At 65.1% G+C, this 24,698-nt stretch carries 18 protein-coding genes; 11 read left to right on the plus strand and 7 right to left on the minus strand.

Features of this window, described 5'->3' with window-relative positions; translation table 11 throughout:
* Positions 1–29 precede the first annotated feature (29 nt).
* The 4 genes from tilS (at position 30) to QDT69_RS26900 (ending at position 4,988) form a co-directional block, all read left to right on the plus strand.
* Positions 30–1,064, plus strand: a complete 1,035-nt coding sequence (gene tilS, locus QDT69_RS26885) for a tRNA lysidine(34) synthetase TilS (protein WP_279709497.1) — start codon at positions 30–32, stop codon at positions 1,062–1,064.
* A 259-nt stretch (positions 1,065–1,323) separates the two neighbouring features.
* The gene (ftsH, locus tag QDT69_RS26890; RefSeq protein ID WP_074128467.1) at positions 1,324–3,246 is read left to right on the plus strand and encodes an ATP-dependent zinc metalloprotease FtsH; all 1,923 of its coding nucleotides are present in this window, start codon (positions 1,324–1,326) and stop codon (positions 3,244–3,246) included.
* A 12-nt stretch (positions 3,247–3,258) separates the two neighbouring features.
* Entirely contained in the window at positions 3,259–3,672 is a 414-nt protein-coding gene (locus QDT69_RS26895; RefSeq protein WP_279709498.1) for a DUF3052 domain-containing protein, read from the plus strand.
* A gap of 116 nt (positions 3,673–3,788) precedes the next feature.
* Positions 3,789–4,988, plus strand: coding sequence for an ABC transporter substrate-binding protein (locus QDT69_RS26900; RefSeq protein ID WP_279709499.1), 1,200 nt, complete (start codon positions 3,789–3,791; stop codon positions 4,986–4,988).
* Between the two features lie 185 nt (positions 4,989–5,173).
* On the opposite strand, the gene QDT69_RS26905 is transcribed toward QDT69_RS26900, so the two are convergent.
* Positions 5,174–6,673, minus strand: a complete 1,500-nt coding sequence (locus QDT69_RS26905; RefSeq protein WP_279709500.1) for a hypothetical protein — start codon at positions 6,671–6,673, stop codon at positions 5,174–5,176.
* Between the two features lie 441 nt (positions 6,674–7,114).
* Here QDT69_RS26905 and QDT69_RS26910 point away from each other — a divergent pair, with 441 nt between their 5' ends.
* Positions 7,115–7,789 carry a TetR/AcrR family transcriptional regulator gene (locus QDT69_RS26910; RefSeq protein WP_021078615.1) on the plus strand — a complete coding sequence of 225 codons (675 nt, stop codon included), beginning with the start codon at positions 7,115–7,117 and terminating at the stop codon, positions 7,787–7,789.
* Between the two features lie 175 nt (positions 7,790–7,964).
* On the plus strand, positions 7,965–8,393 hold the full coding sequence (locus QDT69_RS26915) for an OsmC family protein (protein ID WP_279709501.1): 429 nt from the start codon (positions 7,965–7,967) through the stop codon (positions 8,391–8,393).
* 34 nt (positions 8,394–8,427) lie between these two features.
* On the opposite strand, the gene pyk is transcribed toward QDT69_RS26915, so the two are convergent.
* Both pyk and QDT69_RS26925 read right to left on the minus strand, forming a co-directional pair.
* On the minus strand, positions 8,428–9,864 hold the full coding sequence (gene pyk, locus QDT69_RS26920; RefSeq protein ID WP_279709502.1) for a pyruvate kinase: 1,437 nt from the start codon (positions 9,862–9,864) through the stop codon (positions 8,428–8,430).
* A complete protein-coding gene (locus tag QDT69_RS26925; protein ID WP_279709503.1) occupies positions 9,861–10,472 on the minus strand; it encodes a DUF1036 domain-containing protein in 612 nt (203 codons plus the stop codon). Before QDT69_RS26925 ends, pyk begins: the two co-directional genes overlap by 4 nt.
* A gap of 198 nt (positions 10,473–10,670) precedes the next feature.
* Between QDT69_RS26925 and QDT69_RS26930 the strand changes: the two genes are divergently transcribed.
* The 5 genes from QDT69_RS26930 (at position 10,671) to QDT69_RS26950 (ending at position 17,381) form a co-directional block, all read left to right on the plus strand.
* Positions 10,671–10,973, plus strand: a complete 303-nt coding sequence (locus QDT69_RS26930; protein WP_279709504.1) for a DUF1244 domain-containing protein — start codon at positions 10,671–10,673, stop codon at positions 10,971–10,973.
* A gap of 249 nt (positions 10,974–11,222) precedes the next feature.
* Positions 11,223–11,495 carry a DUF2312 domain-containing protein gene (locus QDT69_RS26935; RefSeq protein WP_050422683.1) on the plus strand — a complete coding sequence of 91 codons (273 nt, stop codon included), beginning with the start codon at positions 11,223–11,225 and terminating at the stop codon, positions 11,493–11,495.
* Positions 11,496–11,637: 142 nt separating this feature from the next.
* Positions 11,638–13,401: an adenylate/guanylate cyclase domain-containing protein gene (locus QDT69_RS26940; protein ID WP_279709505.1), complete on the plus strand. Its 1,764-nt coding sequence runs from the start codon at positions 11,638–11,640 to the stop codon at positions 13,399–13,401.
* 646 nt (positions 13,402–14,047) lie between these two features.
* On the plus strand, positions 14,048–16,810 hold the full coding sequence (locus QDT69_RS26945) for an autotransporter domain-containing protein (RefSeq protein WP_279709506.1): 2,763 nt from the start codon (positions 14,048–14,050) through the stop codon (positions 16,808–16,810).
* Positions 16,811–16,919: 109 nt separating this feature from the next.
* Entirely contained in the window at positions 16,920–17,381 is a 462-nt protein-coding gene (locus tag QDT69_RS26950; protein ID WP_279709507.1) for an SgcJ/EcaC family oxidoreductase, read from the plus strand.
* Positions 17,382–17,497: 116 nt separating this feature from the next.
* On the opposite strand, the gene QDT69_RS26955 is transcribed toward QDT69_RS26950, so the two are convergent.
* The 4 genes from QDT69_RS26955 to QDT69_RS26970 form a co-directional block, all read right to left on the minus strand.
* On the minus strand, positions 17,498–18,451 hold the full coding sequence (locus tag QDT69_RS26955; RefSeq protein ID WP_279709508.1) for a LysR substrate-binding domain-containing protein: 954 nt from the start codon (positions 18,449–18,451) through the stop codon (positions 17,498–17,500).
* A gap of 261 nt (positions 18,452–18,712) precedes the next feature.
* The gene (locus QDT69_RS26960; RefSeq protein WP_279709509.1) at positions 18,713–20,308 is read right to left on the minus strand and encodes a DUF882 domain-containing protein; all 1,596 of its coding nucleotides are present in this window, start codon (positions 20,306–20,308) and stop codon (positions 18,713–18,715) included.
* Positions 20,309–20,573: 265 nt separating this feature from the next.
* Positions 20,574–22,883, minus strand: a complete 2,310-nt coding sequence (locus tag QDT69_RS26965) for a L,D-transpeptidase family protein (protein WP_279709510.1) — start codon at positions 22,881–22,883, stop codon at positions 20,574–20,576.
* Positions 22,884–23,192: 309 nt separating this feature from the next.
* Complete coding sequence (locus tag QDT69_RS26970; protein ID WP_279709511.1) at positions 23,193–24,683, minus strand: sigma-54 dependent transcriptional regulator; 1,491 nt, start codon at positions 24,681–24,683, stop codon at positions 23,193–23,195.
* Between the last annotated feature and the right edge of the window lie 15 nt (positions 24,684–24,698).

Raw genomic sequence — 24,698 nt, forward strand, 5'->3', positions numbered from 1 at the left:
CGGCCTTTCCACGACCTGCTGGTTCTGCGATGCCCGACGACCAATCCGCCATCCCGGCAAGGGACGCCAAGCGCCTGTTCGCAGGCCTGGCGCGCGCGCCGGCGATCGTGCTTGCGGTGTCCGGTGGTCCGGATTCAGTCGCACTGATGTGGCTGGCCGCGCGCTGGCGCCGCGCGCTCGCGCAAGGGCCGCGGCTGGTGGCGGTCACCGTCGATCACGGCCTGCGTCCTGAAGCGGCTCGCGAGGCGCGCGATGTCAAGCGGCTGGCGCGAAGCCTCGACCTGCCACATCACACGTTGCGCTGGAATGGATCCAAGCCCAGGACCGGCGTGCCGGCCGCCGCGCGCGAGGCGCGCTATCGTCTGCTCGCGCAAGCCGCGCGCAAGCACGGCGCCACGCACATCCTGACCGCGCACACCCGTGACGACCAGGCCGAGACGCTGCTGATGCGGATGCTGCGCGGCAGCGGCGTCGCGGGCCTTTCGGCGATGGCGCGCGAGACCGAGCGCGACGGCGTTCTGCTGATGCGGCCGCTGCTCGATATCTCCAAGGCGCAGCTGATCGCAACGTTGCAGAAGGCGCGCATCGGCTTTGCCGACGATCCGACCAACCGCGACCTGTCCTTCACGCGGCCGCGGCTGCGCGCGCTGATGCCGTTATTGGCCGAGGAGGGCGGCGACGCGCGGAATCTGGCGCGGCTTGCCACGCGGATCGCGCGGGCCAATGCCGCGCTGGAGCTGCTGGTCGATGGCGCCGAGCGCTATCTTGCGTTGAAAAGCGAGGATAACCTCGGCGCTGGCTTCGACGCAGCGCTGTTCGCGGTGATGCCGGACGAGATCCGCCTCCGTTTGCTCAAGCGCGCCATCGACCGCAGCGGACATGAGGGGCCGGCCGAACTCGGCAAGGTCGAAACCCTGCTCGCCGCGGTCGATCAGGCGCTGGATGGGCCCATCGGACAACGCGAATCCAAGCTGAAACAGACGCTTGCCGGAGCGGTTATCAGCGTCGCCTCGGGGCGCATCAGGATCAGCCCGGCACCGCCCCGCCGGGCACGTTCCCGCTGAGCCGGGTTCGATTGTTTCAATCGCTGTCATAATCCGGCAAGGTGGCTTAACCACCCCGGAAAAACACCGGATTCTGCGTCATTTTTTGACCGGGAATCGCGCTAGGATGCGGTAAATAGTCGTGCGTGGTTCCCTTGGCATCGACCCCAGCGGCACCTAGATTGTAGGGCATCGACGGGATGGATTCCCTGGGGATTCCCACAGAGCCTGCCCAAGGATAGAGAGAGGCCGCGATCCGCGCGACCACCGAAGGAAGACCATGAACGCCAATCTGCGGAATTTCGCCCTCTGGGTCATCATTGTCCTGCTGCTGCTGGCGTTGTTCACGCTTTTCCAGAATCCCGGCCAGCGCTCGTCGTCCTCGGACATCTCGTTCTCGCAGCTTCTCACTGAAGTCGATCAGGGCCATGTCCGCGATGTCGTGATTCAGGGGCCCGAGATTCACGGCACCTTCAACAACGGCACCAGCTTCCAGACCTACGCGCCGAGCGATCCGACGCTCGTGAAGCGGCTGTATGACGCCAAGGTGCAGATCACCGCGAAGGCGCCCGGCGACAACGTGCCGTGGTTCGTCTCGCTGCTCGTCTCCTGGTTGCCGTTCATCGCGCTGATCGGCGTCTGGATCTTCCTGTCGCGGCAGATGCAGGGCGGCGCCGGCAAGGCGATGGGTTTCGGCAAGTCGCGCGCCAAGATGCTGACCGAGGCGCATGGCCGCGTCACCTTCGAGGACGTTGCGGGTGTCGACGAGGCCAAGCAGGACCTGCAGGAGATCGTCGAATTCCTTCGCGACCCCGGCAAATTCCAGCGGCTCGGCGGACGGATTCCGCGCGGCGTGCTGCTGGTCGGCCCTCCCGGCACCGGCAAGACGCTGATCGCGCGCGCGGTCGCCGGCGAAGCCAACGTGCCGTTCTTCACGATCTCCGGTTCTGACTTCGTCGAAATGTTCGTCGGCGTCGGCGCGAGCCGTGTCCGCGACATGTTCGAGCAGGCCAAGAAGAACGCGCCGTGCATCATCTTCATCGACGAAATCGACGCGGTCGGCCGTCATCGCGGCGCCGGCCTCGGCGGCGGCAATGACGAGCGCGAGCAGACGCTGAACCAGTTGCTGGTCGAGATGGACGGCTTCGAGGCCAATGAGGGCGTCATCCTGATCGCGGCGACCAACCGTCCCGACGTGCTCGATCCCGCGCTGCTGCGTCCGGGCCGCTTCGACCGTCAGGTCGTGGTGCCCAATCCGGACGTCGTCGGCCGCGAGCAGATCCTCAAGGTTCACGTCCGCAAGGTGCCGCTGGCGCCGGATATCAACCTCAAGACCATCGCGCGCGGCACCCCGGGCTTCTCCGGCGCCGACCTGATGAACCTCGTCAACGAGGCTGCGCTGACCGCCGCCCGCCGCAACAAGCGGATGGTGACGCAGGCCGAGTTCGAAGAGGCCAAGGACAAGGTGATGATGGGCGCCGAGCGCAAGTCGCTCGTCATGACCGAGGAAGAGAAGTTGCTGACGGCCTATCACGAGGGCGGTCACGCCATCGTCGGCCTCAACGTCGTCGCGACCGATCCGATCCACAAGGCGACCATCATTCCGCGCGGCCGTGCGCTGGGCATGGTGATGCAGCTGCCGGAGCGCGACAAGCTCTCGATGTCGCTGGAGCAGATGACGTCGCGCCTCGCCATCATGATGGGTGGCCGCGTCGCCGAAGAGCTGATCTTCGGCCGCGAGAAGGTGACCTCGGGCGCCGCCTCCGACATCGAGCAGGCGACCCGCCTTGCCCGCATGATGGTGACGCGCTGGGGCCTCTCGGAAGAGCTCGGCACCGTCTCCTATGGCGAGAACCAGGACGAGGTGTTCCTCGGCATGTCGGTCTCGCGCACCCAGAATGCGTCCGAGGCGACGGTCCAGAAGATCGACTCCGAGATCAAGCGTCTGGTCGAGGAAGGCTACAAGGAAGCGACCCGCATCCTGACCGAGAAGCACGGCGACCTCGAAGCCCTGGCCAAGGGCCTGCTCGAGTTCGAGACGCTGACCGGCGACGAGATCATCGACCTGCTGAAGGGCAAGAAGCCCAACCGCGAGTCGGTGCTGGAGCCGTCGACGCCGCGTGCCTCGGCGGTGCCGCCGGCCGGCAAGTCGCGCCCGCGTCCCGATCCGGACACCGGCCTGGAGCCGCAGCCGCAGGCGTAAGCTTCGCTTGCCATGGCCGGCGCTTCCGGCAAATCAGTTATCCAAAAGCTCGGCCTCAAGCCGGGCTTTTGTATTTTTGTCGACGGGCTGTCCGTTCCCTATGACGATATCGTCGGCGAGCTACCGGCCGAGCTGCGGATCGCGAGGACCGCGCGGGCGCCGCTCGATGCCGTGCATCTGTTCGCTACCACAGCCAAGGGGCTCTCAGCCAAGCTGCAACGTTACCGGGAGGCGATCGCGCCTGACGGCATGATCTGGGTCTCGTGGCCGAAGAAGAGCTCAGGCGTTGCGACCGACCTCGACGACAGGGCTGTGCGCGAGGCGGGGCTCGCGGCCGGTTTGGTCGACATCAAGGTCTGCGCCGTCGATGCGATATGGTCGGGACTGAAATTCGTGATCCCCGTCAAGGAGCGCGGCAAGCGCTGAGACTGCCCGATTATCCTTGGCCTCCGCCGGCGCGCCGTGGCATCCTCGCGACAAGCCGTCAAACGGCACGGCCACGTCGCCTGACGACGCGGCAAGAAAAAAGGGAGGGGAGGCCGATGCGCAAGGCATTCGGCGCGCTTGGCGCCATTTCAATCCTGCTGCTGCCCGCCGCCTCATTTGCCGCCGAAATGCGCGGCGTCACGCCAACCGAGATCAGGATCGGTCAGACCATGCCCTATAGCGGGCCGGTGTCGGCGTTCGGCGCGCTGGGCAAGGGCGAGGCCGGCTATTTCAGGATGCTGAACGAGCGCGGCGGCATCAACGGCCGCAAGATCAACTTCATCTCGCTGGACGATTCCTATGCGCCGCCGAAGACGGTGGAGCAGACGCGCCGCCTCGTCGAGAGCGACGAGGTCGCGCTGATCTTCTCCTCGATCGGCACTGCGCACAACACGGCGATCGCGAAGTACCTGCAGGGCAAGAACATCCCGCAGCTGTTCCTGGCCTCCGGCGCCTCGAAATTCGGCGACATCGCGCAATTCCCGCAGGCGACGATGGGCGTGCAGGCGCCGTTCCGCTATGAGGCGCGGCTTTACGCGCGCTATGCACTGGCGAAGAATCCGAATGCGCGGTTTGCGGTGATCTCGCAGAACGACGATTACGGCCGCGACTATCTCGCCGGCCTCAAGGACGTGCTCGGCGAGAAGTACGATTCCTTCGTCACCGTTGCGACCTACGAGATATCGGACCCGACCATCGACTCGCAGATCGTCAAGCTGAAGGCCACCAATGCCGACGTCTTCGTGATCGCGGCGACGCCGAAATTCGCGGCGCAGTCGATCCGCAAGGCCTTCGAGATCGGTTGGCGGCCGATGACGTTCCTGTCCAACACCGCGGTGTGGATTTCGACCGTGATGCAGCCGGCTGGTGTCGAGGCCGGCACTGGCATCATCTCCACGGCCTATGTGAAGGATCCGGACGATCCGGCCTGGAAGGACGATCCAGGCATGAAGGGCTGGCGCGACTTCATGACCAAGTACGTTCCGGAAGGCGATCAGCACGACACCAATTACGTGAATGCCTACAACAGCGCGATGGCGCTGGAGGCGGTGCTGAAGGCCTGCGGCGACGATCTCTCGACCGAGAACATCCTGCGGCAGGCGTTCGCGATCAAGGATCTGGAATTGCCGATGCTGCTGCCGGGCATCAGGGTCAACACGTCACCGGCCGATCACGTGCCGGTCGACCAGATGCAGCTGATGCGCTTCAACGGCAAGAGCTGGGATCGCTTCGGCGAGTTGCAGACAGGGAATTGAGAGGGCCGCCGGTCGTCTCTCGCTTGATCACGGGGCCGCACACTATCCCCGTCATCCTGAGGAGCGCGAAGCGCGTCTCGAAGGATCGACGGCCCGGCTGGTGGCCGATTCATCCTTCGAGGCTCGCTCCGCTCGCGCCTCAGGATGACGGGGCAGGTTAGGTTCGTTCTGGGTGAAAGTGGAAGCTAGTTCGAGCTCGCAGCCGCCGGCACCGCGGCGGCCTTGTCGTCCGATCTTACATGGATGACGGCGACGTCGTCCTTGTAGAGCCGCTTCCAGCCCTTCAGGTGGTCCAGTGCGTTTCCGGCGGGAGAGTCCGAGCTCAGCAGTGTGGCGTCGATGCGGTATTTGTCGAGCAGGTCGAGCAGCTGGCCGGCGTCGCGGGCGTCGAGTGCGGCGTAATAGTCGAGCACGAATTGCTCGCCATACAGCTCGGCGCGGCCGTCGATGAACACCTTGATGTCGCGGCTCACCAGATAGCCGCCGAACGGCGCGGTATTGAACACGCGCTGCGCCTTGTGTTGCTGGAGGACGTCGACCGCGGCGGCGGGCCAGAACACCGGCAGGAATTTGAACTGGTGCTGCGCGACGAACGTCGTCGTCGTCACCCACGCGCCGATCACCATCGCGACAGCAGCCGGGATCGTGACGACGGGGAGCGAGCGGCGTACCTCGAAGCGGGCGGCGGTGACGGCCGCCATCCCCCATTGTTCTGATATCGGCTTGGCGAGCACCAGCGGCGCGATGAACGCGAACACCTCGATGTTGCGGATATGGCTCAGCGCCATCCAGACCAGCCCGAGCAGCAGCAGGATCCGCGGCACCGACAGCGTCAGCCCGCGATAGCAGATCAGGCCGATCAGGCCGAGCAGCGTGGCTTCGAAGAAGCTGGGCTTGCTGAAATCCGCCGGCATCCACTCGCCGATCAGCGTCAGCAGCTTGCCGAGGCTGAGGATCTTGGTCGCACCGAGCAGGCTATTCCAGCCGTAGGGCGTCACGCAGCTCGCGGCCAGCGCCGCGATGCCGAATAGTCCCCATCGCACGATGAGCTCGCGGCGGCGGCTGGGCTCTGCGCTCCACACCGCCTCCAGTCCGATCGGCCCGATCAGCGCGAGGCCGAGCACGAAGCCGCCATGCAGATTGGCCCATAGCGCCATCAGCGGCAGCAGCCACCATGACGGATAAGTGCGACGATCCGCCGCCGCCATCAGGCCGCCGATGAACGCCAGCAACACCGGCAGCGCCAGCACATGCGGCCGCGCGAAGAAGTGGATCGTCGACAACAGCAGCGCCAGCGCGGCGATCAAGATCGCACGCGCCGGATCGAAATACGGGTTCAAGAGATGCAGGAAGATCCCGACCGTCGCGCCGATCGCGATCGACGTCAGGATCACCGGCCCGGCCCAATCGCCGCCATAGACGAGGGCGTACGCCACCTGCGACAGCCACGAGCTCGAAATCCATGGCTCGCCGAAACGGGTGAAGGAGAACACGTCCGATGTCGGCATCGCGCCGTGTTCGAGGATCCACTGTCCGACCTTGATCTGCCATTCCGTGTCGGAATCGCGCAGCAGGATTTCACCGGCGGAGAGATAGAACAGATAGGCGCCCACGGCCGCGCACAGCGGCACCAGTCCTCGCACAGAGCTGCGGCTGCTCACGCTGCTGGTGATGGAGAGTGACATGCGCTTTCTTGGTTCGGCCGGGGACATCCAGGGACAACGCCACACGTGACGTCGGGCGCACTCGACCATGGTCTCAGATAAATTCGGGTAAATGCGGCTGCGATGTCGTGTCTCTGCGCGAGACCAGATGCCTCGATTTCGAGCGACGATCTTAGCTCGCGGTTTACCATCGAAGGCCAGATCCGAACGTGAGTGCCGAGGCGACTGCCGATCTGTCGCGGAATCCGGGCCGTGAGGGCACCTGCGGGCCGGAGCGGCCGCCGGCTCAATCGGAGGTGGCATGCGGCCGTCGCAAAATCCTTGCAATTCCAGCTTGTCATCTCCTCTGAATAGTTGTTCACTTCTTCACGCGATTGCGGGATCAATCGCACAAAACATTGAAGACGCGTGTGTTCTGCCGGTGGGCGCCGGCCAGGGCATACGGTGGGGGGACGGAACGCCATGGTCTACCGGCGAACACATCAAGTCGTGAAACGGCTGGCTGCCCGGCGCAGCGCTATCCTGTCGGCTGCGCGGGATGCTGCGGCTGCGGGCGGCATGGCGGCGGTCCAAATCGCACCCGTCGCGGTGCGGGCCAATGTCGCGGCAGGCACCGTCTACCGCTACTTCCCGTCCAAGGCCGAGCTGATCTCGGAATTGATCACCGAAGTCTCGCGCGACGAGCTGTCCGCGATCCGGCGCGCCGCCGATGCCGCGCCCGGACCGTCCTCGGCGCTGGCCGCCGCGGTGACGACGATCGCGGTCCACGTGCTGTCGCAGCGCAAGCTGGCCTGGGGCATCCTGGCCGAGCCGGTCGATGTCGACGTCACCGCATCGCGCCTCGCCAGCCGCCGCGATATATCCGGCGAGCTCGCCATGCGCATCGATGCCGCCGTGCGTGCCGGGCATCTGCCGGCGCAGGATACGGCATTGGCCGCCACCGCTTTGCTCGGCGCCCTGCACGAGGCGCTGGTCGGCCCGCTGGCACCAAGCAATCTCGACGATCCGATCAAGCTGCGCGATGCGGTGCAGACCGTGACGCTGCTTGCGCTGCGCGCGGTCGGCGTGATGGATGCGCGCGCCCGCGGTCTCGTGGTGCAGGCGACGACCCCGGCGAAGGCGCTGGTCGGCGCCTAGAGCTTCGGTTCTGATCGAACCGAAGCTCTCAGTTTTATTTTGACGCGTTTTCTTCACGCGAACCGGCGTCCACTTCGCTTGAAAACGCTTTGACGCCAAGCGCGCGGCGAACACTTCCGTCGCATTGGCGTTGTAGCTTTGCGGGCTGGGATCAACCAACCTCAGGGAGCAACGCATGACGACGACCCATGGTTCGGCCAAATGGCAGGGCGGCATCAAGGACGGCAAGGGCGCGATCTCGACCAAGAGCGGCGCGCTCGCCGATTACCCCTATGGCTTCGCCAGCCGCTTTGAAGGCAAGCCCGGTTCGAACCCTGAAGAGCTGATCGGCGCGGCGCATGCCGCCTGCTTCACGATGGCATTGTCGCTGATCCTCGGCGAGGCCAAGCTCACCGCCGAGCATATGGAGACCAAGGCCGACGTGACGCTGGAGAAGGTTGCCGACGGTTTTGCCATCACCGCCGTGCACCTGACGCTGTCGGCGAAGATCCCGGGCGCCGATCATGCGGCGTTTCAGGAATTGGCGGGCAAGGCCAAGGCCGGATGCCCGATCTCGAAGCTGCTCAACACCAAGATCACGCTGGACGCGTCGCTGCAGGGCTGAACGCCGCGCACCATTCAGCACGGCACAGTGATCGTTAGAGCTGCGCGTCGCCCTTCGGTCCGACCGAGGCGATGCGCAGCATGTTGGTGGTGCCGGGCGCGCGCAGCGGCACGCCGGCGACGATGATGACGCGCTGGCCGGCCTTGGCAAAACCGTCGCGGAAGGCAATCGAGCCGGCGCGGTCGACCATGTCGTCGAGATCGTGGGCATCCTCGGCGACCACGCAATGCACGCCCCACACCACCGACAGCTTGCGGCCGGTGGCGAGATTCGGCGTGATCGCGACCACCGGCACCTTGGGCCGCTCGCGTGCCACGCGGATGCCGGTCGAGCCCGATGACGTCCAGCAGATGATCGCCGACAGGTCCAGCGTCTCGGCGATCTGCCGCGCGGCATCGGCAATGGCGTCGCCTACCGTCGCTTCGGGATCGACGCGCTGCGCATTGATCACGCTGCGATAGGTCGGATCGCGCTCCACTTCCTCGCCGATGCGGTTCATGGTCGAGACCGACTCGACCGGGAATTTGCCGGCGGCGGATTCCGCCGACAGCATGATGGCGTCGGCGCCCTCATAGACCGCGGTGGCGACGTCGGAGACTTCGGCGCGGGTCGGCACCGGCGCCTGGATCATCGACTCCAGCATCTGGGTCGCGACCACCACCGGCCTGCCGGCGCGGCGCGCCATCCGGATCATCTGCTTCTGCAGGCTCGGCACCCGCTCCAGCGGCAGCTCGACGCCCAGATCGCCGCGCGCCACCATCAGTGCGTCCGCCGCATCGATGATATCGGCGAGGCGGTCGATCGCCTGCGGCTTCTCGATCTTGGCCATCACGGCGGCGCGGCCGCGGATCATCTTCTTGGCCTCGATCACGTCCTCGGCACGCTGCACAAAGGACAGCGCCACCCAGTCGATGCCTTCCGGCAGTGCGGCTTCCAGGTCGGCGCGATCCTTCGGCGTCATCGCCGAGACGGGCAGATCGGTGTCGGGCAGGCTGACGCCCTTGCGGTCCGACATCTTGCCGCCGATCACGACGCGCGTGACCGCGCGCTCGGGCGAGGTTTCCTCGGCGATCAGCCGCACCTTGCCGTCGTCGAGCAGCAGCGCATGGCCGGGGCGGAGCGCGGCGAGGATCTCCGGATGCGGAAGCTGGACGCGGCTGTTGTCGCCCGGGGTCTTGTCGGAATCCAGGATGAAGCTCTGGCCGTTCTTGAGCTGGGTCGATCCTTCTGCGAACGAGCCAACCCGCAGCTTCGGGCCTTGCAGGTCGACCAGGATGCCGATCGGCCGGCCGTAGCTCGATTCGACATTGCGGATGGTCTTGACCAGCTCCCGCATCTTGTCATGCGGGGTATGGCTCATGTTGATGCGGAAGACGTCGGCGCCCGCCTCGAACAGCTTGCGGATCATCGCGCTGTCTGAGGAGGCCGGGCCGAGCGTTGCGAGGATCTTGATTCGACGCAGTCGTCTCATTGTTTGTTTCCGGGCGGCGTTGCGGCTGGCGGCAGACCCGGCGCGCCCGGCGGCGTTGCGCCCGGCGGCGGGTTTGGCAGCCCCGGCATCGCCCCGGGGCTTCCCGGGGCTACGCCGCCCGGCATTCCCGGTACCTTCTGCGGCTGTTGTTCGTTGGCTTCGGTCAGCTGGACGGTCCATGCACGCTGCTCGCCGGTGTCGACCTCGAAGAAGCCGGTGCGGTCAAAGCCCCGCGCCAGGCAATTCTCGGTGCCCTTGATGGTGAATTCCTTGTCGCGCGAGCACATGAAGGCCTGGCCGGACCATTCGCCGCCGCGATCGTAGTCGAGAGCGTAGATGTAGTAATAGCGCGCCACAAGATTGCCGCGGAGCAAGGTCTCGCAGGTCCGCGACGACACATTCCACCAGCCTTCGGTGGTCCAGCCTTCGGCGTCCTTGTAGCCGAGCGCGATGCCGACGCGGCTCGAGGTGTTGTTGCAGAGCCGGAAATCGGCGGCTGCCGGGCTCGTCCACAGGCAGGCCGCGACGACCGCCAGCACCGACAGGAGGCCGGCCAGGAGGCGGATGGTGCGGGGAGGAGCTGAGGCGGGAGAATCTGTTGGGCTCATGCGGCGAAGCTATATCAAACCATTGACGATTTCGCGTGCCCGGCAGGCACTCTCAACGGGCGGCCGCCCGTTTCCCGCGCTGGTGGACCGTGGCAAGTGTGGCCGGACAAGCCCTTATTGCGCGTCGATATGGCAAAATCTGTGACAATTCCCACCTGATATCAATTATGGTGAGCACCTCACACCGGGATCACGATCATGAGCATTGACGACAAAACCAGAACGGAACTTGAGGCCGCGGTGTTTCGGCGCCTTGTCAGCCATCTCCGTACCCGGACCGATGTGCAGAACATCGACCTGATGAACCTTGCCGGCTTCTGCCGCAACTGCCTGTCCAACTGGATGAAGGAAGAGGCCGACGCCAAGGGCCTAGCGGTGAGCAAGGACGAGAGCCGCGAAGCGGTCTACGGCATGCCCTATGAGGAGTGGAAGGCGAAGTACCAGGGCAGCGCCACGCCGGAGCAGTTCGCGGCGATGAAGAAGGCCCAAAGCGGGCATTAGCTAACCCAACAATGTCATTCCGGGGCGTCCGAAGGACGAACCCGGAATCTCGAGATTCCGGGTTCGATGCTGCCGCATCGCCCAGGAATGACGTTTACGTGTGGAACACCAGCATCTCCTGTGGGCGCGCTGTGGATGAGCGCGATGTTTCCTTGACGGAACGTGCTCCAAAATCGAGGGTCGCCCGCAACAAGCGGTGCGCGTGGCGCGTATTCGCGCGACATTTCATTGCCATTTCAGGAGTACGCGATGGCCACCACGTCTGCCGCCGTTCAGGACGAGCCCGCAACGCGATTTGCCAAGGACCAGCTTAGGTCCATCATCGAGCGCATCGAGCGGCTGGAAGAAGAAAAGAAGACGATCTCGGACGACATCCGCGACGTCTATGCCGAGGCCAAGGGCAACGGCTTCGACGTCAAGGCGCTGCGCACCATCGTGCGCCTGCGCAAGCAGGATGCCAATGAGCGCCAGGAGCAGGAGACTATCCTGGAGACCTATATGCAGGCGCTCGGCATGCTGTGAGGCGGCCGGCGGGGCCGGCCCGACGCCATCAGGCCGCCCGCCGAGGGTACTCCCGATGGCTCCCGCGGAGCCTCGGTCTAGGCTTGGGTGACATCCCGGGATTTGCTAGACTGGCGATGAGGTAACCGGGCAGATCGTTCAGATGGACGTGCCAGGACCAGAGCGCCGGCTCGCTGCGGTCCTCGCCGCCGACATGGTCGGCTTTAGCCGCCTGATGGAGGCTGACGAGACGGGCACCCTTGCGCGCCTCAAGACTCATCGAATCGAGCTGATCGATCCGGCCATCGCCAAGAATCGCGGCCGCATCATCAAGACCACCGGCGACGGCATGCTGGTCGAGTTTCACAGCGTCGTCGATGCGGTGCTGTGCGCGGCCGAGGTCCAGAGCCGGATGGCCAAGCGCAACACCGACGTCGCGCCGGCGCGGTGGATGCAGTTTCGCATCGGCATCAATCTCGGCGATGTGATCGTCGATGGCGCCGACATCTTCGGCGATGGCGTCAATGTCGCGTCCCGCCTGGAGACGCTGGCCGAGCCCGGCGGCATCTGCATTTCCGGCGCGGTCCGCGACCAGGTCGGCGATCGTCTGGAAGATCTGAGCTTCGAGGATCTCGGCGACCAGACCGTCAAGAACATCGCGCGCCCGATCCGGGTTTTCCGTGTCCATTTCGAATCGGGCGCCAAATCCGCGACCGGGCAGCCGAGTGTGGCGGCCGCCCCCGTCGTCGCCAAGAAACCCTCGATCGCCGTGCTGCCGCTCGCCAACATGAGCGGCGATCCCGAGCAGGAATTCTTCGCCGACGGGCTCACCGAGGACATCATCACCGAGCTGTCGCGCTTCCACGATTTGCTGGTGATCTCGCGCAACTCGACCTTCGTGTACAAGGGCAAGGCCGTGAAGGTGCAGGACGTCGCGAAGGAGTTCGCGGTCGACTATGTGCTGGAGGGCAGCGTGCGGAAGGCGGGCGGCCGGATCCGCGTCACGGTGCAGCTGATCGACGCCGAGGCCGACCGGCACGTCTGGGCCGAACGCTACGACCGCGAGCTCGCCGACATCTTCGCCATCCAGGACGAGATGACGCGCGCGATCGTGGCAATCTTGCCGGGACGCGTCGAGGCCGCAGCTCACGACCGCGTCAAGCGCAAGCCGACCGACAACATGGCGGCCTATGAGTGCGTGCTGGCCGCAAGGGTGCTGCATCATCGCTCGGCACGAGACGACAACATGGAAGCGCAGCGCTTGCTGGAGCGGGCCATCGTGCTCGATCCCAATTACGCCCATGCGCACGCCTGGCGGGCCTGCGTGCTCGGCCAGACCTGGGTCTACAACTGGTGCGACGACCGCGACGCGACCCTTGCGCAGGTGGCCGCCGAGCTCGAGATCGCGCTCAAGCTCGACGACAATGACAGCGACGTGCACCGGATCCTCGCCGCGCTGAACCTCAACCGCGACGACCACGACAAGGCGGCCTTCCACCAGGAGCGCGCGCTCGCGCTCAACCCGAACTACGACCTCGTCGTCGTGCAGCAGGGCGAGCTCCTGACCTGGCTCGGACGGCCGGAGGAAGGCATCGACTGGATCAAGCGGGCGATGCGCCTCAATCCATTCCATCCGGAGCGCTTCTGGAGTCACCTCGGCCGGGCCTGCTATTGCGCCGAGAAATACGCCGATGCGGCCGAGGCGTTCTCGCGCATCACGCGGCCCGACCACACCCATCACGCCTTCCTCGCCGCAACCCTGGCGCAGATGGGCAACGCGGTGGCGGCCACAGCTCATGCGGCCGAGGTGCTGAAGCGCGAACCGGCCTTCTCGGTGTCAGCCCATCTGGCAACCCAGCACTACAAGCACGCGCCCGACCGGGCGCGCTACGAGGCCGGCCTGCTCAAGGCGGGACTGCCGGCCTGACCCTCGGATCGCGCGGCGCGATCATCTGCATTTGCCGATAACTGCGATCTTCGAGGTGGGGAGCAATCGCCACCGGTCGCGATCGAACGCCGATGGCGACGTCGTTTCGGCGCCGCGAAGGCAGCTCCACGCGTTTCCCGCTGCGCCGAACCGGTGAGCGAGCTTCATCATTGTTGAAGGCGTTTCGCTTGTTGCGCGCGGCGTCCGCGGGTTGAAGTCGCACCAGGTCAATTATGAGAAGCGCAACTGACCGGATCGGTGTCGACGCGGTCCGTCACTTGGCGCACTACGGTGTGAATTCGTCATGATGAAGCATTCGCGCATGTTTTTGTTGCCGTCTCGTCCCGCGGGCCTCGCGCGATTCCCTCGATACACATCATTCGCTGTGACAGCGCCGTTCGAGTCTGCGGTTCATGTTGAACAATGGCCGCGCAGGAAATGCCTCGTTGCGGCGAGGTGCGATGGAAACACCATTAACAATAAGGTTGGGCTTGCGCTACCAGTCATTTGGGTTGCCGCGCTGACCTCTGCGACATGGCTTTCGCTTGGCGCGGCGCACGCTGACGGCGTTTGCGACCTTCCGATATTTGTCGGTAGCGGCGCAATCCCGATAAAGAGCGGAGACACTGTAACGTGTGGTGGAACGGTGACGATAGCTACGCCGCCAGCCGTGGTCGCTACGTCAGAGGTCACCAACGTTGTCGTCAACTTTCTTGCTGCAGCCTCGATCGGTCCCAATCAGGCAGTTGGGATCGACGGCCGGGGAGGCACAGGTGACGGGTGGATCATTAACAATCATGCTTCGCTGGTAGGCGGCGATCCCTTCTCCATCATTCTGGGAGATGCGACCGTAAACAATTTCGCGTCGATGAATAGCGTGCAGCTCGGTACGAACGGCACGGTCGACAACTTCGGCAAACTCGGTGTTGGCCTTACCCAGGCGACAAATGGACCTCAGGCGGGCATCGAGATCGGTGGTGGCCGCGTAAGGAATGGGGAGGGGGCCACAGTCTCCGGTCCGGACGGTATCAAACTGCGCGCGGGCGGATCCATAACGGTTGACAATTGGGGGAGCATAATAGGGGGAAACATCGGCCTAAACCTGCTCGGTTCCAGTGTGATCCACAATTATGCAAACAGCGTGATCTCCGGCGGCCACGTCGGGATTTCCACAGGCGGGTCCACGATTACAAATGACGGCTGGATCAAAACAAACGTATCTGACGGAAATGACATTGCGATCACCACTGACGGACCGACAACGATCATCAACGGCAAGACTGGCAAAATAACGGGTACGTCTGCACTGCAGATTTCCGATGCTTTGACGCTCACAAACTACGGTCGCATTGAAGGATTTATCGTTACTAATTCGTCGCCTGCCGTCACTCTGGCCATTGCTCCGGGGTCTTCAATTACAGCACCCGGGTCCACGGCGACGTCGATAGTTAACGTGACTGGCGGAGCAGGAAGCGATGGGAAGCGCGAGCTTCAGTTGATTGGTGGCGGAACGAAAAGCCAAGACACCTATGACGGCTCATTCGTCGGGTTCAGAAGTCTTTCGCTCAGTGCAGATAGATCGACCGTGTGGACCCTCACTAATGATCAGAGCTATGACCGCGGCACGGTCGTCGGGGATGGCATGCTGTTGGTCAACGGCAATCTGACGTCGCAGGTCGCCGTCACCTCGGGCGTTCTCGGAGGCAGCGGTCATATCCTCGGCGACGTCACGGTCAATAGCGGCGGTACGCTTGCGCCGACGGGGCGGCTCACTGTCGGAAGCGCCACGCAAAACGCGAACGTTACGCTGAGCGCGAATGCGACCTTTAGGGTCAATGTCAGCGACCTGCAAAACGATCAGCTCTTGGTCAACGGCAAGGCTAACCTTACTGGCGCGAGCTTCATGGCGTTGATCGGCTCCGGCGGAATAACGATCGGGAAGTCTTATGTCGTTCTGACCGCCAGCGGCGGCTTGTCCGGTACTACGTTTGGATCTGCCGCGAACAATCAATCGGCCTTCCTCAGCACGGTGCTGACCTATGATACGAACAATGTGCGGATCAGCTTCGTCAACGCAGGGAGTGGAAGTGGTGGGGGCAATGGCGGAGGCGGCGGTACGGGCAACGGCGGTGGGGGTACTGGCGGAACTGGCACGGGTGGCAGCAACAGGGGAATGTTCGCGAGCGTCGCGCTGACACTTAACCAGCGCGCCGTCGGTCACGCGCTCGATGTCAGCAATGGCGGCAGCCAAGTCTTCACCGGTCCTATTCTGCTCGCGCTGTTGCCGCTGGGCGCCGACCAGGCGCGTAGCGCCTACGACTCGATCTCCGGCGAAGGTCTTGCCGGCGCGCAGAATGCCGCGTTCCGCGCCAGCTCGCTGTTCACCTCGTCGGTCAATGACCAGGCGAATGCGTGGCGCGCCGGCCGTGATGGCGGCGGCAATGCCATCGTGGTCGGAGGCAACGGTGCGCTCGGCTACGCGCCGGAGGGCGCCCATGCGAGCGCAGGGCCGTTCACCAAGGCACCCGCATCGGCGCGGCTCGACCGAACCTGGCGCGTCTGGGGATCGGCATTCGGCGGCGGCGGCACCTTGCAGGGTGACGCCGGCCTCGGCACCGCGATGCAGAAGGACAGCCTGTTCGGCGGCAATATCGGCCTCGACTATCAGGTGTGGCCGAACTGGCTGGTCGGTGTCGCCTTCGGCGGCAGCGAAGGCAATTTCACGGTCGACAGCCGCGCCACCAGCGGCAAGGTCGACGGCGTTCACGGCGGCTTCTACAGCATGCTGTCGCTAGGCCAGTTCTATCTGAGCAATACCACCACGGTGTCGTCGTTCAACAACAAGACCACGCGGTTCACCGGCAATTTCGGCGGACTACCGGGCGAAACCGAGCGCGGCGATTTCAGTTCATGGCAATTGCGTTCGCGCTTCGAGGTTGGGCACGACTTCGACGTTGTGGGTGCACGGTTGACGCCATTCGCAGCATTCGAAATCGCACAGCTCACCAGCGACGGCTTCAGGGAAAGCAGCCAGACGTCTGCTGGCGCGCCTGGCGTGCTCGGGCTTGCGATTGCGCGGCAGACCACCACGTCGGCGCCGCTGTTCCTGGGGCTGCGCGGGGAGCGTCGCATCGAGCTTGCCAACGGCATGGTGCTGACGCCGCAGGCGAGCCTGGCCTGGGTGCACGAGTTCACGCCGACGCGCAATCTCAACGGCTCGCTGGTGTCGCTGCCGGGCGCGAGCTTCATTGTCGACGGGGCTCGGCCGGCAAGCGATGCGGCCCAGGTCAGCGTCGGCGCGCAGTTCGACGTCACCCGCAACGCCGCGCTGTTCGCGAACTTCGAGGGCGAGTTCTCCAATGTGAGCCAGGCCTATGCCGGCAAGGGCGGCGTCAGGGTGGCTTGGTAATCACGCTCGTCGGAAGCGAGAACGATGACGAGAACGGTCACAGCCAGATGTCGGCCGCTCTCGTCCGCGACCTCATCGCGCGTCACTCCAACAACATGCGAGGCCTCAGTTGACTCCGCGGACATGGGAGAACGAGCATCGTTGCATTTCAGGTACGATCGACCGATTGGCCGCGGCGTGGAATGATGGTGATGAAGCCGGCTACGCGTCCCACTTCACGGATGACGCGGTCTATCTCGCGGCCAGCGGCGAGCGTTACAAGGGCAGGGCGCAGATCAGGACAGGGTATGGCTGGCTGTTTGCGACCACTCTGCGGGGAAGCCGCATATCGCTGGATGTCGAGAGCATACGGTCCTGGTCTCCCGCGATCGCGTTTGTCACGGTCCGGGTCAGGCTCGACTCACCCGACGAATCCGCTGATTGCCGGCATGCATTGATCCGCTCCTCCGTTGTGATGGTTCTCACCATGGGCGACTGGCGCGTGGCGGCGCTGCACGGCACGCGTGTCGCCGACGACAGCTGCGGCCCTCGACGGCCGCCCTCGATGTGGACGGGGCAGATCGGATCATGAATGGCGGCCAAGGCGGCCGACCTCGCGCAAACGTCCATTCCGACGGTGTGCAAGGTCGACGTGCGCACAAGGCAAGCGGTCCGGCAGGTGTTGAAATCTCGATCGCGCGGTCGCCTTCACCGCGTTGCAGATGATGGTGCGATCGCCTGTACCGCGTCGCGCAGCCAATGCGTGAGGGCCTTGATCTTGGGATCGGCGCCGGCCTCGATCTGATGCACCAGCCAGAAGCTCAGCTCGCTGCTCGCCGGCGGGTCGATCGCAGCGATCAGGGTCGTGCCGAATCCGGGATGGCTGCGTACCAGCGGATCCATGGTCAGCACCACGCCGACGCCGTGCTGGGCCGCCTCGAGCGCGATCGGAAGGCTGTCGAGCGTGACGTCGCGCCGGGTGTCGTGATCCTCGATCGAGAGGCCGTGGACCGCGAACCAGTCCGACCAGGCGCTTGGGAAGAAAGCGTTGTGAATGAGCGGGAGTCCCAAAAGATCGGCTGGAGCCGTGACCGGATGTGCTTCAAGAAACGATGGGCTCGCCGCCGGCAGGCCGCGCACGGTGAGCAATCGGGTTCTGGTCAAACCTGGCCATGGCCCCCGCCCGATGCGGATGCCGGCGTCGACCTGCTCGATGCTGAAGTCGACCATCCGTGCGGTGACCTCGAGGCGGAGATCGTAGCGCGGCCAGCGGCGGGCGAAATCGCGCAGATGCGGCACCAGCACGGTTTGTGAGAACAGCGCGGATGCGCTCAACCGAATCTGGCGCGTCTGCCCATCGGTTGCGAGGTCGTCGAGCCCGCGATTGATGGCGGCGAGACCACGGCGAACCTGGTGGGCGAAACGCTCTCCCGCCGGCGTGAGCCGTACCGAACGGCCGACCCGGCTGAACAGTCGCTCGCCGAGCTGCGCCTCCAGACTTCCGAGTTGATGGCTGATTGCCGACGCGGTGAAACCGAGCTCTTCGGCTGCGCGCCGGAAGCTCAGCAGGCGGGCGGCGGCTTCGAAGGCGAGCAGAGCGGAGGTCGGAGGAATGCGGGCGCGGGAGGCTGAGATCGGCGGCGGTGAATGATTGTCATGCATGATGAAGCTAATTCACGTGCAATTCGCTGGCGGGACGGCCGCTGTGGCGGCGACACTATCGCGCCAAGTCGGGATATGCTCGTTCCCCCGCGCGTTGATCCATCACGTTTTCGCGGGTCTTCCCGGTGATGCATCCGCCCAGGGGGCGCTCATCGCCGTAACCGGAGCATGGAGGTCACCAGGGCCGCAGCCTTCCGCGCACCGGACCTATCGGCGGTGCGGATCAGCGCGATGTCATCGTTGGCTGGCGTGCCGAAGCACTCAGCGCAGCGAGGCGGTGCGCAGCACGAAGGACTGGGTGGTCAGGGGGGCGGTCGCCGAGCCCGAGAAGTGGTCGCAGGTCATGCCCATCATCGGATCTTCCGAGAAGGTCATGGCGACGGCGGCCTGTGGCTTCACGAAATGAGCCCGCATCAGGCTCATGTCGGTGTCGCCAAGCACCGTGGTCAGCATGGCATTGCTCGCGCTCGGCGCCAGCATCACCACGCGCATCCAGACATCGTTGCCCTTGGCGGCCGAGATCCGCGCCGACGTCGTGATCACGCCCTGGCTGGGCGCGCCCTTTGCGACGACGGTGTTGATTTCGGTGCTGGGCGACGCCGCATTGCGCGTCGGGCGCACATTGCGCGGGATCGGCGCGGTCGCCGCGACGATGTTGGCGCGATCGACCGGTGACGATGCAGCGGGCGCATAGGCGAGCGCCTTGTTGAAGTTTTCGGTCGTGCTGGCCGTGGTCTGCGGATCGGCACCGCCGACCGCCTCACGCGCCTTCAGCGCGGCGATCTGCGCAGCCGATGCCTGCTTCGGCGCCGCCGACTCGTCGCCCCAGAAGCCGCGGGCATTGATGATGTCGGCGGGCGATTGCGGCTCGGTATTCTCCGCGGTCTGCACCACCTGCATCGCCGGCCTCGCCTTCGGCGTCGGAACCAGCTGCGCGTCGGCGGCGGCGAGCTGGATGGCGGCCGCGAATTGCGGCTTGGCGCGCGGCAGCGGAATCGGATCGGCGGATTTGGCGGGCGCTGCGGCCGCAACCACGGAGTTGGCGGCGGGCTTGTCGTTGACGCTGGCCGCGCCTTCGTCTTCATCGTCACCCGACTTGCCGGCCCCGAACAGCTTCGCGAACAGCGTCGGCTTGCTGATCACAGCGGCATCGTCGCCATTGCCGCGGCGCTCGATGTCGGCCTTGGCGAGCTCATAGCCCTTCAGCGGCGTGCCGTCGGTCGGGACATGGACAGTGCGGCCGTCGGGGAACACCTTGACCAGCTGCTCACGGGTCATTCGCGGCCAGTGGCGAATGCCGCCGGTGTCGAGATGCACGAACGGCGAGCCGGAGGTCGGATAGAAGCCGACGCCGCCGCGCTGCAGGCGCAGGCCGGCGTAGCGGATCTGCTCCAGCGGCACGCCCGGAATGAAGAAGTCCATCGCATGCCCCAGCATGTGCTGGCTGTGGCGCGCGACGCCCGAGGAGCGGCGGCGGAGCATGGCGTTGGTGGCGGGGGCGCGATAGGCGGAGATGATCTGGATCGGCTGCTTGCCGTCGACGTCGCGATAGACTTCCCAGAGGATGTCGAACAGATGGCGGTCCATCACCGTCTCATCCTGGGAGCGCCAGTCGCGCAGGAAGTGGTTGAGCTGCTTCAGCGCGGCTTCATCGTAGCGGCCATCGCGCTTGAAGGTGACGGTGAGGTCTTCGCCGGAATGGGTGTGGTGGAACGAGAGGGTGCGGGTCTGGTTCAGCGCAGTCGCGTCATGCACCGATCCCGCGCCGGCCAGCAGCAATAGCGCGGTCAGGCCGACTTGGTACCCGGCCTTAGGCAACGACAGCGGATTGCAGCGGCGTGCGAAGACAGCCAGCACTATGAGCCCACCCAGTCGACGAGCGTTCGGTCGGCACCTTTCGCAGACCCCCTGCGGAAGACGGTGAACGCTTTCTTAAAGCGGGAGGGTTAACCGAGGTTTACCGACCCGCCCCCAAGTTAGGCTTAACTAACTGGGCGAGTGTGGCAAAAAATAGCCCAGTCCCCCGGCTGGCACCGGGAATGGTTAACGTAAACGATCTCGCTTTTTGAGCGAGGTCGTTGATTTTGCTTCAAAATTTATCGCAATCGGGCCGCGAAGCAGATCAGCGGGTGATCACCCGGCGCTGCTGCTGGGCCTGACCGCGGCGGGCCGGCTGCGGCTCCGGCTGTCCGAACCCTCCGAACAGGCGCTCGAAGAAATTCGGTCCGGAGGAGCCAAAGCCGCTGTTGTCGCCGGCGACATTGACGCCCGGAGGCAGGCTGCTGCTCGGCGGCCGCGCATAGCTCGGCTGGGCGTGCGCCACCACCGTTTCGAGATCCTTGCCGCGGCTGTTCTTGAGCAGCGACAGCATGGTGGCGTCGCGGCCGTAGACGTCCCTGCGGATCTGCAGCTTGCCGGCATCGTCCACGAACGCGGTCTGGTAGGTGATGTTGACCGGGATCGGCGTCGGGAATTTCAGATCGACTTCGCTCGAGCCGTACATGCTGCGGATCCGCTCCGGCGTGTAGTGCTGGTTCGGCTCGGTGATGTTGAGCAGCACGGACGCGTATTGATCCGGGTTCTGCACGCGCATGCAGCCATGGCTGTAGGCGCGCTCGTCCTTGGCGAACAGGTACTTGTCCGGCGTGTCGTGCTGATAGACCAGGAACTTGTTCGGGAAGTTGAAGCGGATGCGGCCGAGCGCGTTGGCCTCACCGGGCGGCTGCGAGACGTGGATCGAGCCGTCGCGGTTGCGCTCGAGCTTCAGGCCCATGCGCTGCAACACGGTCGGATCCTGCTGCAGGGCCGGCAGGTACTCGTTGTAGATGATCGACGGCGGCACGTTCCATGTCGGGTTGACCGTGATGTACTTCATCGTCTCGGTCAGAAGCGGCGTGGCGTGCTGGCCGGGCTTGCCGGTCACGACGCGCGTGGTCCAGACCTGCGCGCCGTTCTGCATCACCTTCAGCGTGTAGTCCGGGATGTTGAGGATCACATAGGCGTTGCCGACACTGGCGGCGCCGAGCTGGCGCGGCAGCCAGCGCCAGCGCTCCATGTTGACAATCACGGTGTCGATCTGGCGGTCGCGCTTCGGATTGTTCAGCGCCTTCACCGTGCGCTCGTCGAGCACGCCCGTCGGCTTGAGGTCGACGCTGCTCTGGAATCTCTCCACCGCGCGCGCGACGGTCGCATCATACTTCGTGCTGTCGGCATTCTCGGTGACGCCGAGCTTGCCCCGCAGGTCCGGCACGCGCGGATCGTCCATCTCGACCGCGGCCTGCTTCTTGCGCGCCGGCAGATATTTCAGCGCCGGGCCGTCCGGGATCGTGATGACCGGGCCGTCACCCTGGCCGCGCAGCTCGGCGAGCTTCTTCTTCAGCTCCTTGTAGAGCTTCTGCGGCGGATTGTAGCTGTCGAGCGCGGCCGAGGCGTCCTTGGCGGAGGTCACATTCGTGAACACTTCCGCCGGATCAATCGGGTGCTCCGGATAGAGGATGTCTGCCGACACCTGCGACCAATGCATGCGGCCGCTCTGGGCCTGGCGCGCGTAGTCCAGCATGCTGGCCGCGAGCTTCAGCTCGGCGTCGGCCAGCGCATCGGGCGTCGTCGCTGCGGCGAAATCCGGCACCGGATAGTCTGACGCATCGAGGCCGTCGGCGGCCGCGTCCTTCAGGCGGGCGATGACACCCTTGCCGGCGTCGGTCAGCTTGCCGGCCTTGGTGAACACAGGCGCGTATTCGCGGGCCGAATAGAATTTCTCGGCGGCGGCGCGCTCGTTCTTGCGATCGAAGGTGCGCAGCGACTTGTTGGCGAGCAGGTCGCGCAGCTTGTCGGCGACCGGCTGATCCTCAGCGGCGACAGTGCTCGCGGCCTTCGCGGGCTCGGTCGCGGGGGCTGCAGCCGTCGCGGGAGCCGGAGCTGCGGCGGGCGCCGTTGCGGTGGCAGGGGCGGGTGCTGCCGCAGGCGGCGCGACCGCGGCATCGGTCTTCGGTGCATCGGTCTTCGGTGCATCGGTCTTCGGCGCGTCGCCGGGCTTCGTCGCCGGCGCGGTGGCGACATCGGCGGGCTTCGGCTCGACGGCCTTTGCAGTCGCGTTCGGCTCTGCCGGCTTTCCGTCAACGGGCTTTGCGTCAGTAGCCTTTGCGTCAGTGGGTTTGGCCTCAGTGGCCTGCACATCGGCGGGCTTCACGTTGGCCGGCTTGGCTGCGTCGGGCAGCGCGGCGGTCGTGTCGGGCTTGAAATCGCTCGCGGTGGGCGGCGGCACGTTGGCCGGTTCGGGGCGCGGGATCGCAGCGTCGATTGCAAGTTCCGAGGCGCTGGAGCGAGGCGTGTCCTGCGCGAAGGCCGAGCTCGCGGACACCGTGAGGAAGGTCGCCGCGACGGCCATCAATACGCGGTCAAATCCTCGACGGTTGTTCGAACAGTCACGCATTTTCACACCCCCTGGGTGGAACTGCCCCTTAAGAATCTGGAACAGTTCAAAATCGATATTCGGTTTCATAGCTTGCGCGAAAGCGCCGGCTTCTCGAACGACTCGTATGCCTGCACGCAACGAACGCAGACGATACATTTGCCCCTCTTATGCAGCCAGCGCCACGCGGGGCAACTCACGACAAACTGACCTCGAAGCAACTGATTTCGCTCAGGCTGTGCGTTTTTGCCACGCGGCACAGCCTTTGTCTGTCACCGCCACGACACGGTTCAAAAGGTTCCCAGGTAATGGCCTCGGCGGCCTCGGGGCTTAACCGGCGTCGCTTGCGCGGGTGTCGGCCGCGGCCTCGTCGAGCTTGCGGTAGAGGGTCGAGCGGCCGATCTTGAGACGCCGCGCGACTTCCGACATCTGTCCGCGATAATGCGAAATCGCAAATCGGATGATCTCGTTCTCGAGATCTTCTAGCGGGCGCACCTCGCCCGCGGCATTGAGCATCGAGAGGCCGCCGGCAGTCGGGAGGGCAGTCGATGCTGGTATTTCATTACCGGAAATCATGGCGGGCGCCGTGGACGGCGACACCACCAGCGGCTCGCCCTGCAGGGACTTTCCTTCCGGCACCGGGTGTGCCGAGCCTTGCGGGAAGTCGGCGAGCCCGAGCTGATCGCCCTCGCTCATGACCACGGCACGATACACCGTGTTCTCGAGCTGACGGATGTTGCCGGGCCAGTCGAGCTGCGCCAGATGCGCCATCGCATCGCCGCTGATGCCGGTGATGTTGCGGTTCTCCTCGGCGCAGAACCGCGCCAGGAAATGCCGCAACAGATGCGGGATGTCCTCGCGCCGCTGCCGCAGCGCCGGAATGGTCAGCGGCAGCACGTGCAGGCGATAGAACAGGTCCTCGCGGAACTGGCCGGCCTTCACGAGATCGAGCAGCTTGCGGTTGGTCGCCGAGATGATGCGGACATCGACCTTGACCGGCTTGCGGCCGCCGACCGCCTCGACGGTGCCTTCCTGCAGCGCGCGCAGCAGCTTCACCTGCGTCGCCAGCGGCAATTCGCCGACCTCGTCGAGGAACAGGGTGCCGCCATGGGCCTCCACGAACTTGCCTTGGTGACGCTCGGTGGCGCCGGTGAAGGCGCCCTTCTCATGGCCGAACAGGATCGATTCGACGAGATTGTCCGGGATCGCGCCGCAGTTCACCGCGACGAACGGCTTGGCCTTGCGCTCGCTGCTGCCGTGGATGGCGCGCGCGAACAGTTCCTTGCCGACACCGGATTCGCCCTCGATCAGCACCGGGATGGTCGAGGATGCGGCTTTCTGCGCCGTGCGCAGCACGCCGGCCATCGCCTCGCTGCGGGTGATGATGTCGGAGAAGGTCAGCCGGCCCTCGCGGCTGTGGCGGATGCGCTGCAATTCGCCCTTCAGCGCCGATGCGTTGAGGGCATTGCGCAGGGAGACCTGCAGCCGCTCGAAGCCGACCGGCTTGACCACGAAATCCTGGGCACCGGCGCGCATCGCCGACACCACATTGTCGATGCCGCCATGCGCCGTCTGCACGATGACCGGGACGTTCAAACCAGCTTCACGAATCTTTGCGAGGACTCCGAGACCGTCGAGGCCCGGCATCACAAGGTCGAGCACGACGGCATCGATCGCCTGCGTCTCGGATGCGGTCAGGGCCGCTATCGCGGCGTCGCCACTGTCCACGACGAGGGGCTCATAGCCGCACTTCTGCACCATGTTTTCAACCAAACGACGCTGTACTGCGTCGTCATCGGCGATCAAAATGGTGGCAGCCATGGTTTTCCCCGCACG

The sequence above is a fragment of the Bradyrhizobium sp. CER78 genome, from assembly GCF_029846235.1.
In the GTDB taxonomy this organism is placed as follows: domain Bacteria; phylum Pseudomonadota; class Alphaproteobacteria; order Rhizobiales; family Xanthobacteraceae; genus Bradyrhizobium.

What these genes read in the sequence shown, in the direction of transcription:
- QDT69_RS26915 (WP_279709501.1), top strand. Translation starts at nt 7,965, where the DNA reads ATGACGACGACCCATGGTTCGGCCAAATGGCAGGGCGGCATCAAGGAC.
- QDT69_RS26955 (WP_279709508.1), bottom strand. Translation starts at nt 18,451, where the DNA reads ATGCATGACAATCATTCACCGCCGCCGATCTCAGCCTCCCGCGCCCGC.
- QDT69_RS26925 (WP_279709503.1), bottom strand. Translation starts at nt 10,472, where the DNA reads ATGAGCCCAACAGATTCTCCCGCCTCAGCTCCTCCCCGCACCATCCGC.
- QDT69_RS26910 (WP_021078615.1), top strand. Translation starts at nt 7,115, where the DNA reads ATGGTCTACCGGCGAACACATCAAGTCGTGAAACGGCTGGCTGCCCGG.
- QDT69_RS26895 (WP_279709498.1), top strand. Translation starts at nt 3,259, where the DNA reads ATGGCCGGCGCTTCCGGCAAATCAGTTATCCAAAAGCTCGGCCTCAAG.
- QDT69_RS26900 (WP_279709499.1), top strand. Translation starts at nt 3,789, where the DNA reads ATGCGCAAGGCATTCGGCGCGCTTGGCGCCATTTCAATCCTGCTGCTG.
- QDT69_RS26935 (WP_050422683.1), top strand. Translation starts at nt 11,223, where the DNA reads ATGGCCACCACGTCTGCCGCCGTTCAGGACGAGCCCGCAACGCGATTT.
- QDT69_RS26930 (WP_279709504.1), top strand. Translation starts at nt 10,671, where the DNA reads ATGAGCATTGACGACAAAACCAGAACGGAACTTGAGGCCGCGGTGTTT.
- tilS (WP_279709497.1), top strand. Translation starts at nt 30, where the DNA reads ATGCCCGACGACCAATCCGCCATCCCGGCAAGGGACGCCAAGCGCCTG.
- QDT69_RS26970 (WP_279709511.1), bottom strand. Translation starts at nt 24,683, where the DNA reads ATGGCTGCCACCATTTTGATCGCCGATGACGACGCAGTACAGCGTCGT.
- QDT69_RS26940 (WP_279709505.1), top strand. Translation starts at nt 11,638, where the DNA reads ATGGACGTGCCAGGACCAGAGCGCCGGCTCGCTGCGGTCCTCGCCGCC.
- pyk (WP_279709502.1), bottom strand. Translation starts at nt 9,864, where the DNA reads ATGAGACGACTGCGTCGAATCAAGATCCTCGCAACGCTCGGCCCGGCC.
- QDT69_RS26905 (WP_279709500.1), bottom strand. Translation starts at nt 6,673, where the DNA reads ATGTCACTCTCCATCACCAGCAGCGTGAGCAGCCGCAGCTCTGTGCGA.
- ftsH (WP_074128467.1), top strand. Translation starts at nt 1,324, where the DNA reads ATGAACGCCAATCTGCGGAATTTCGCCCTCTGGGTCATCATTGTCCTG.
- QDT69_RS26965 (WP_279709510.1), bottom strand. Translation starts at nt 22,883, where the DNA reads ATGCGTGACTGTTCGAACAACCGTCGAGGATTTGACCGCGTATTGATG.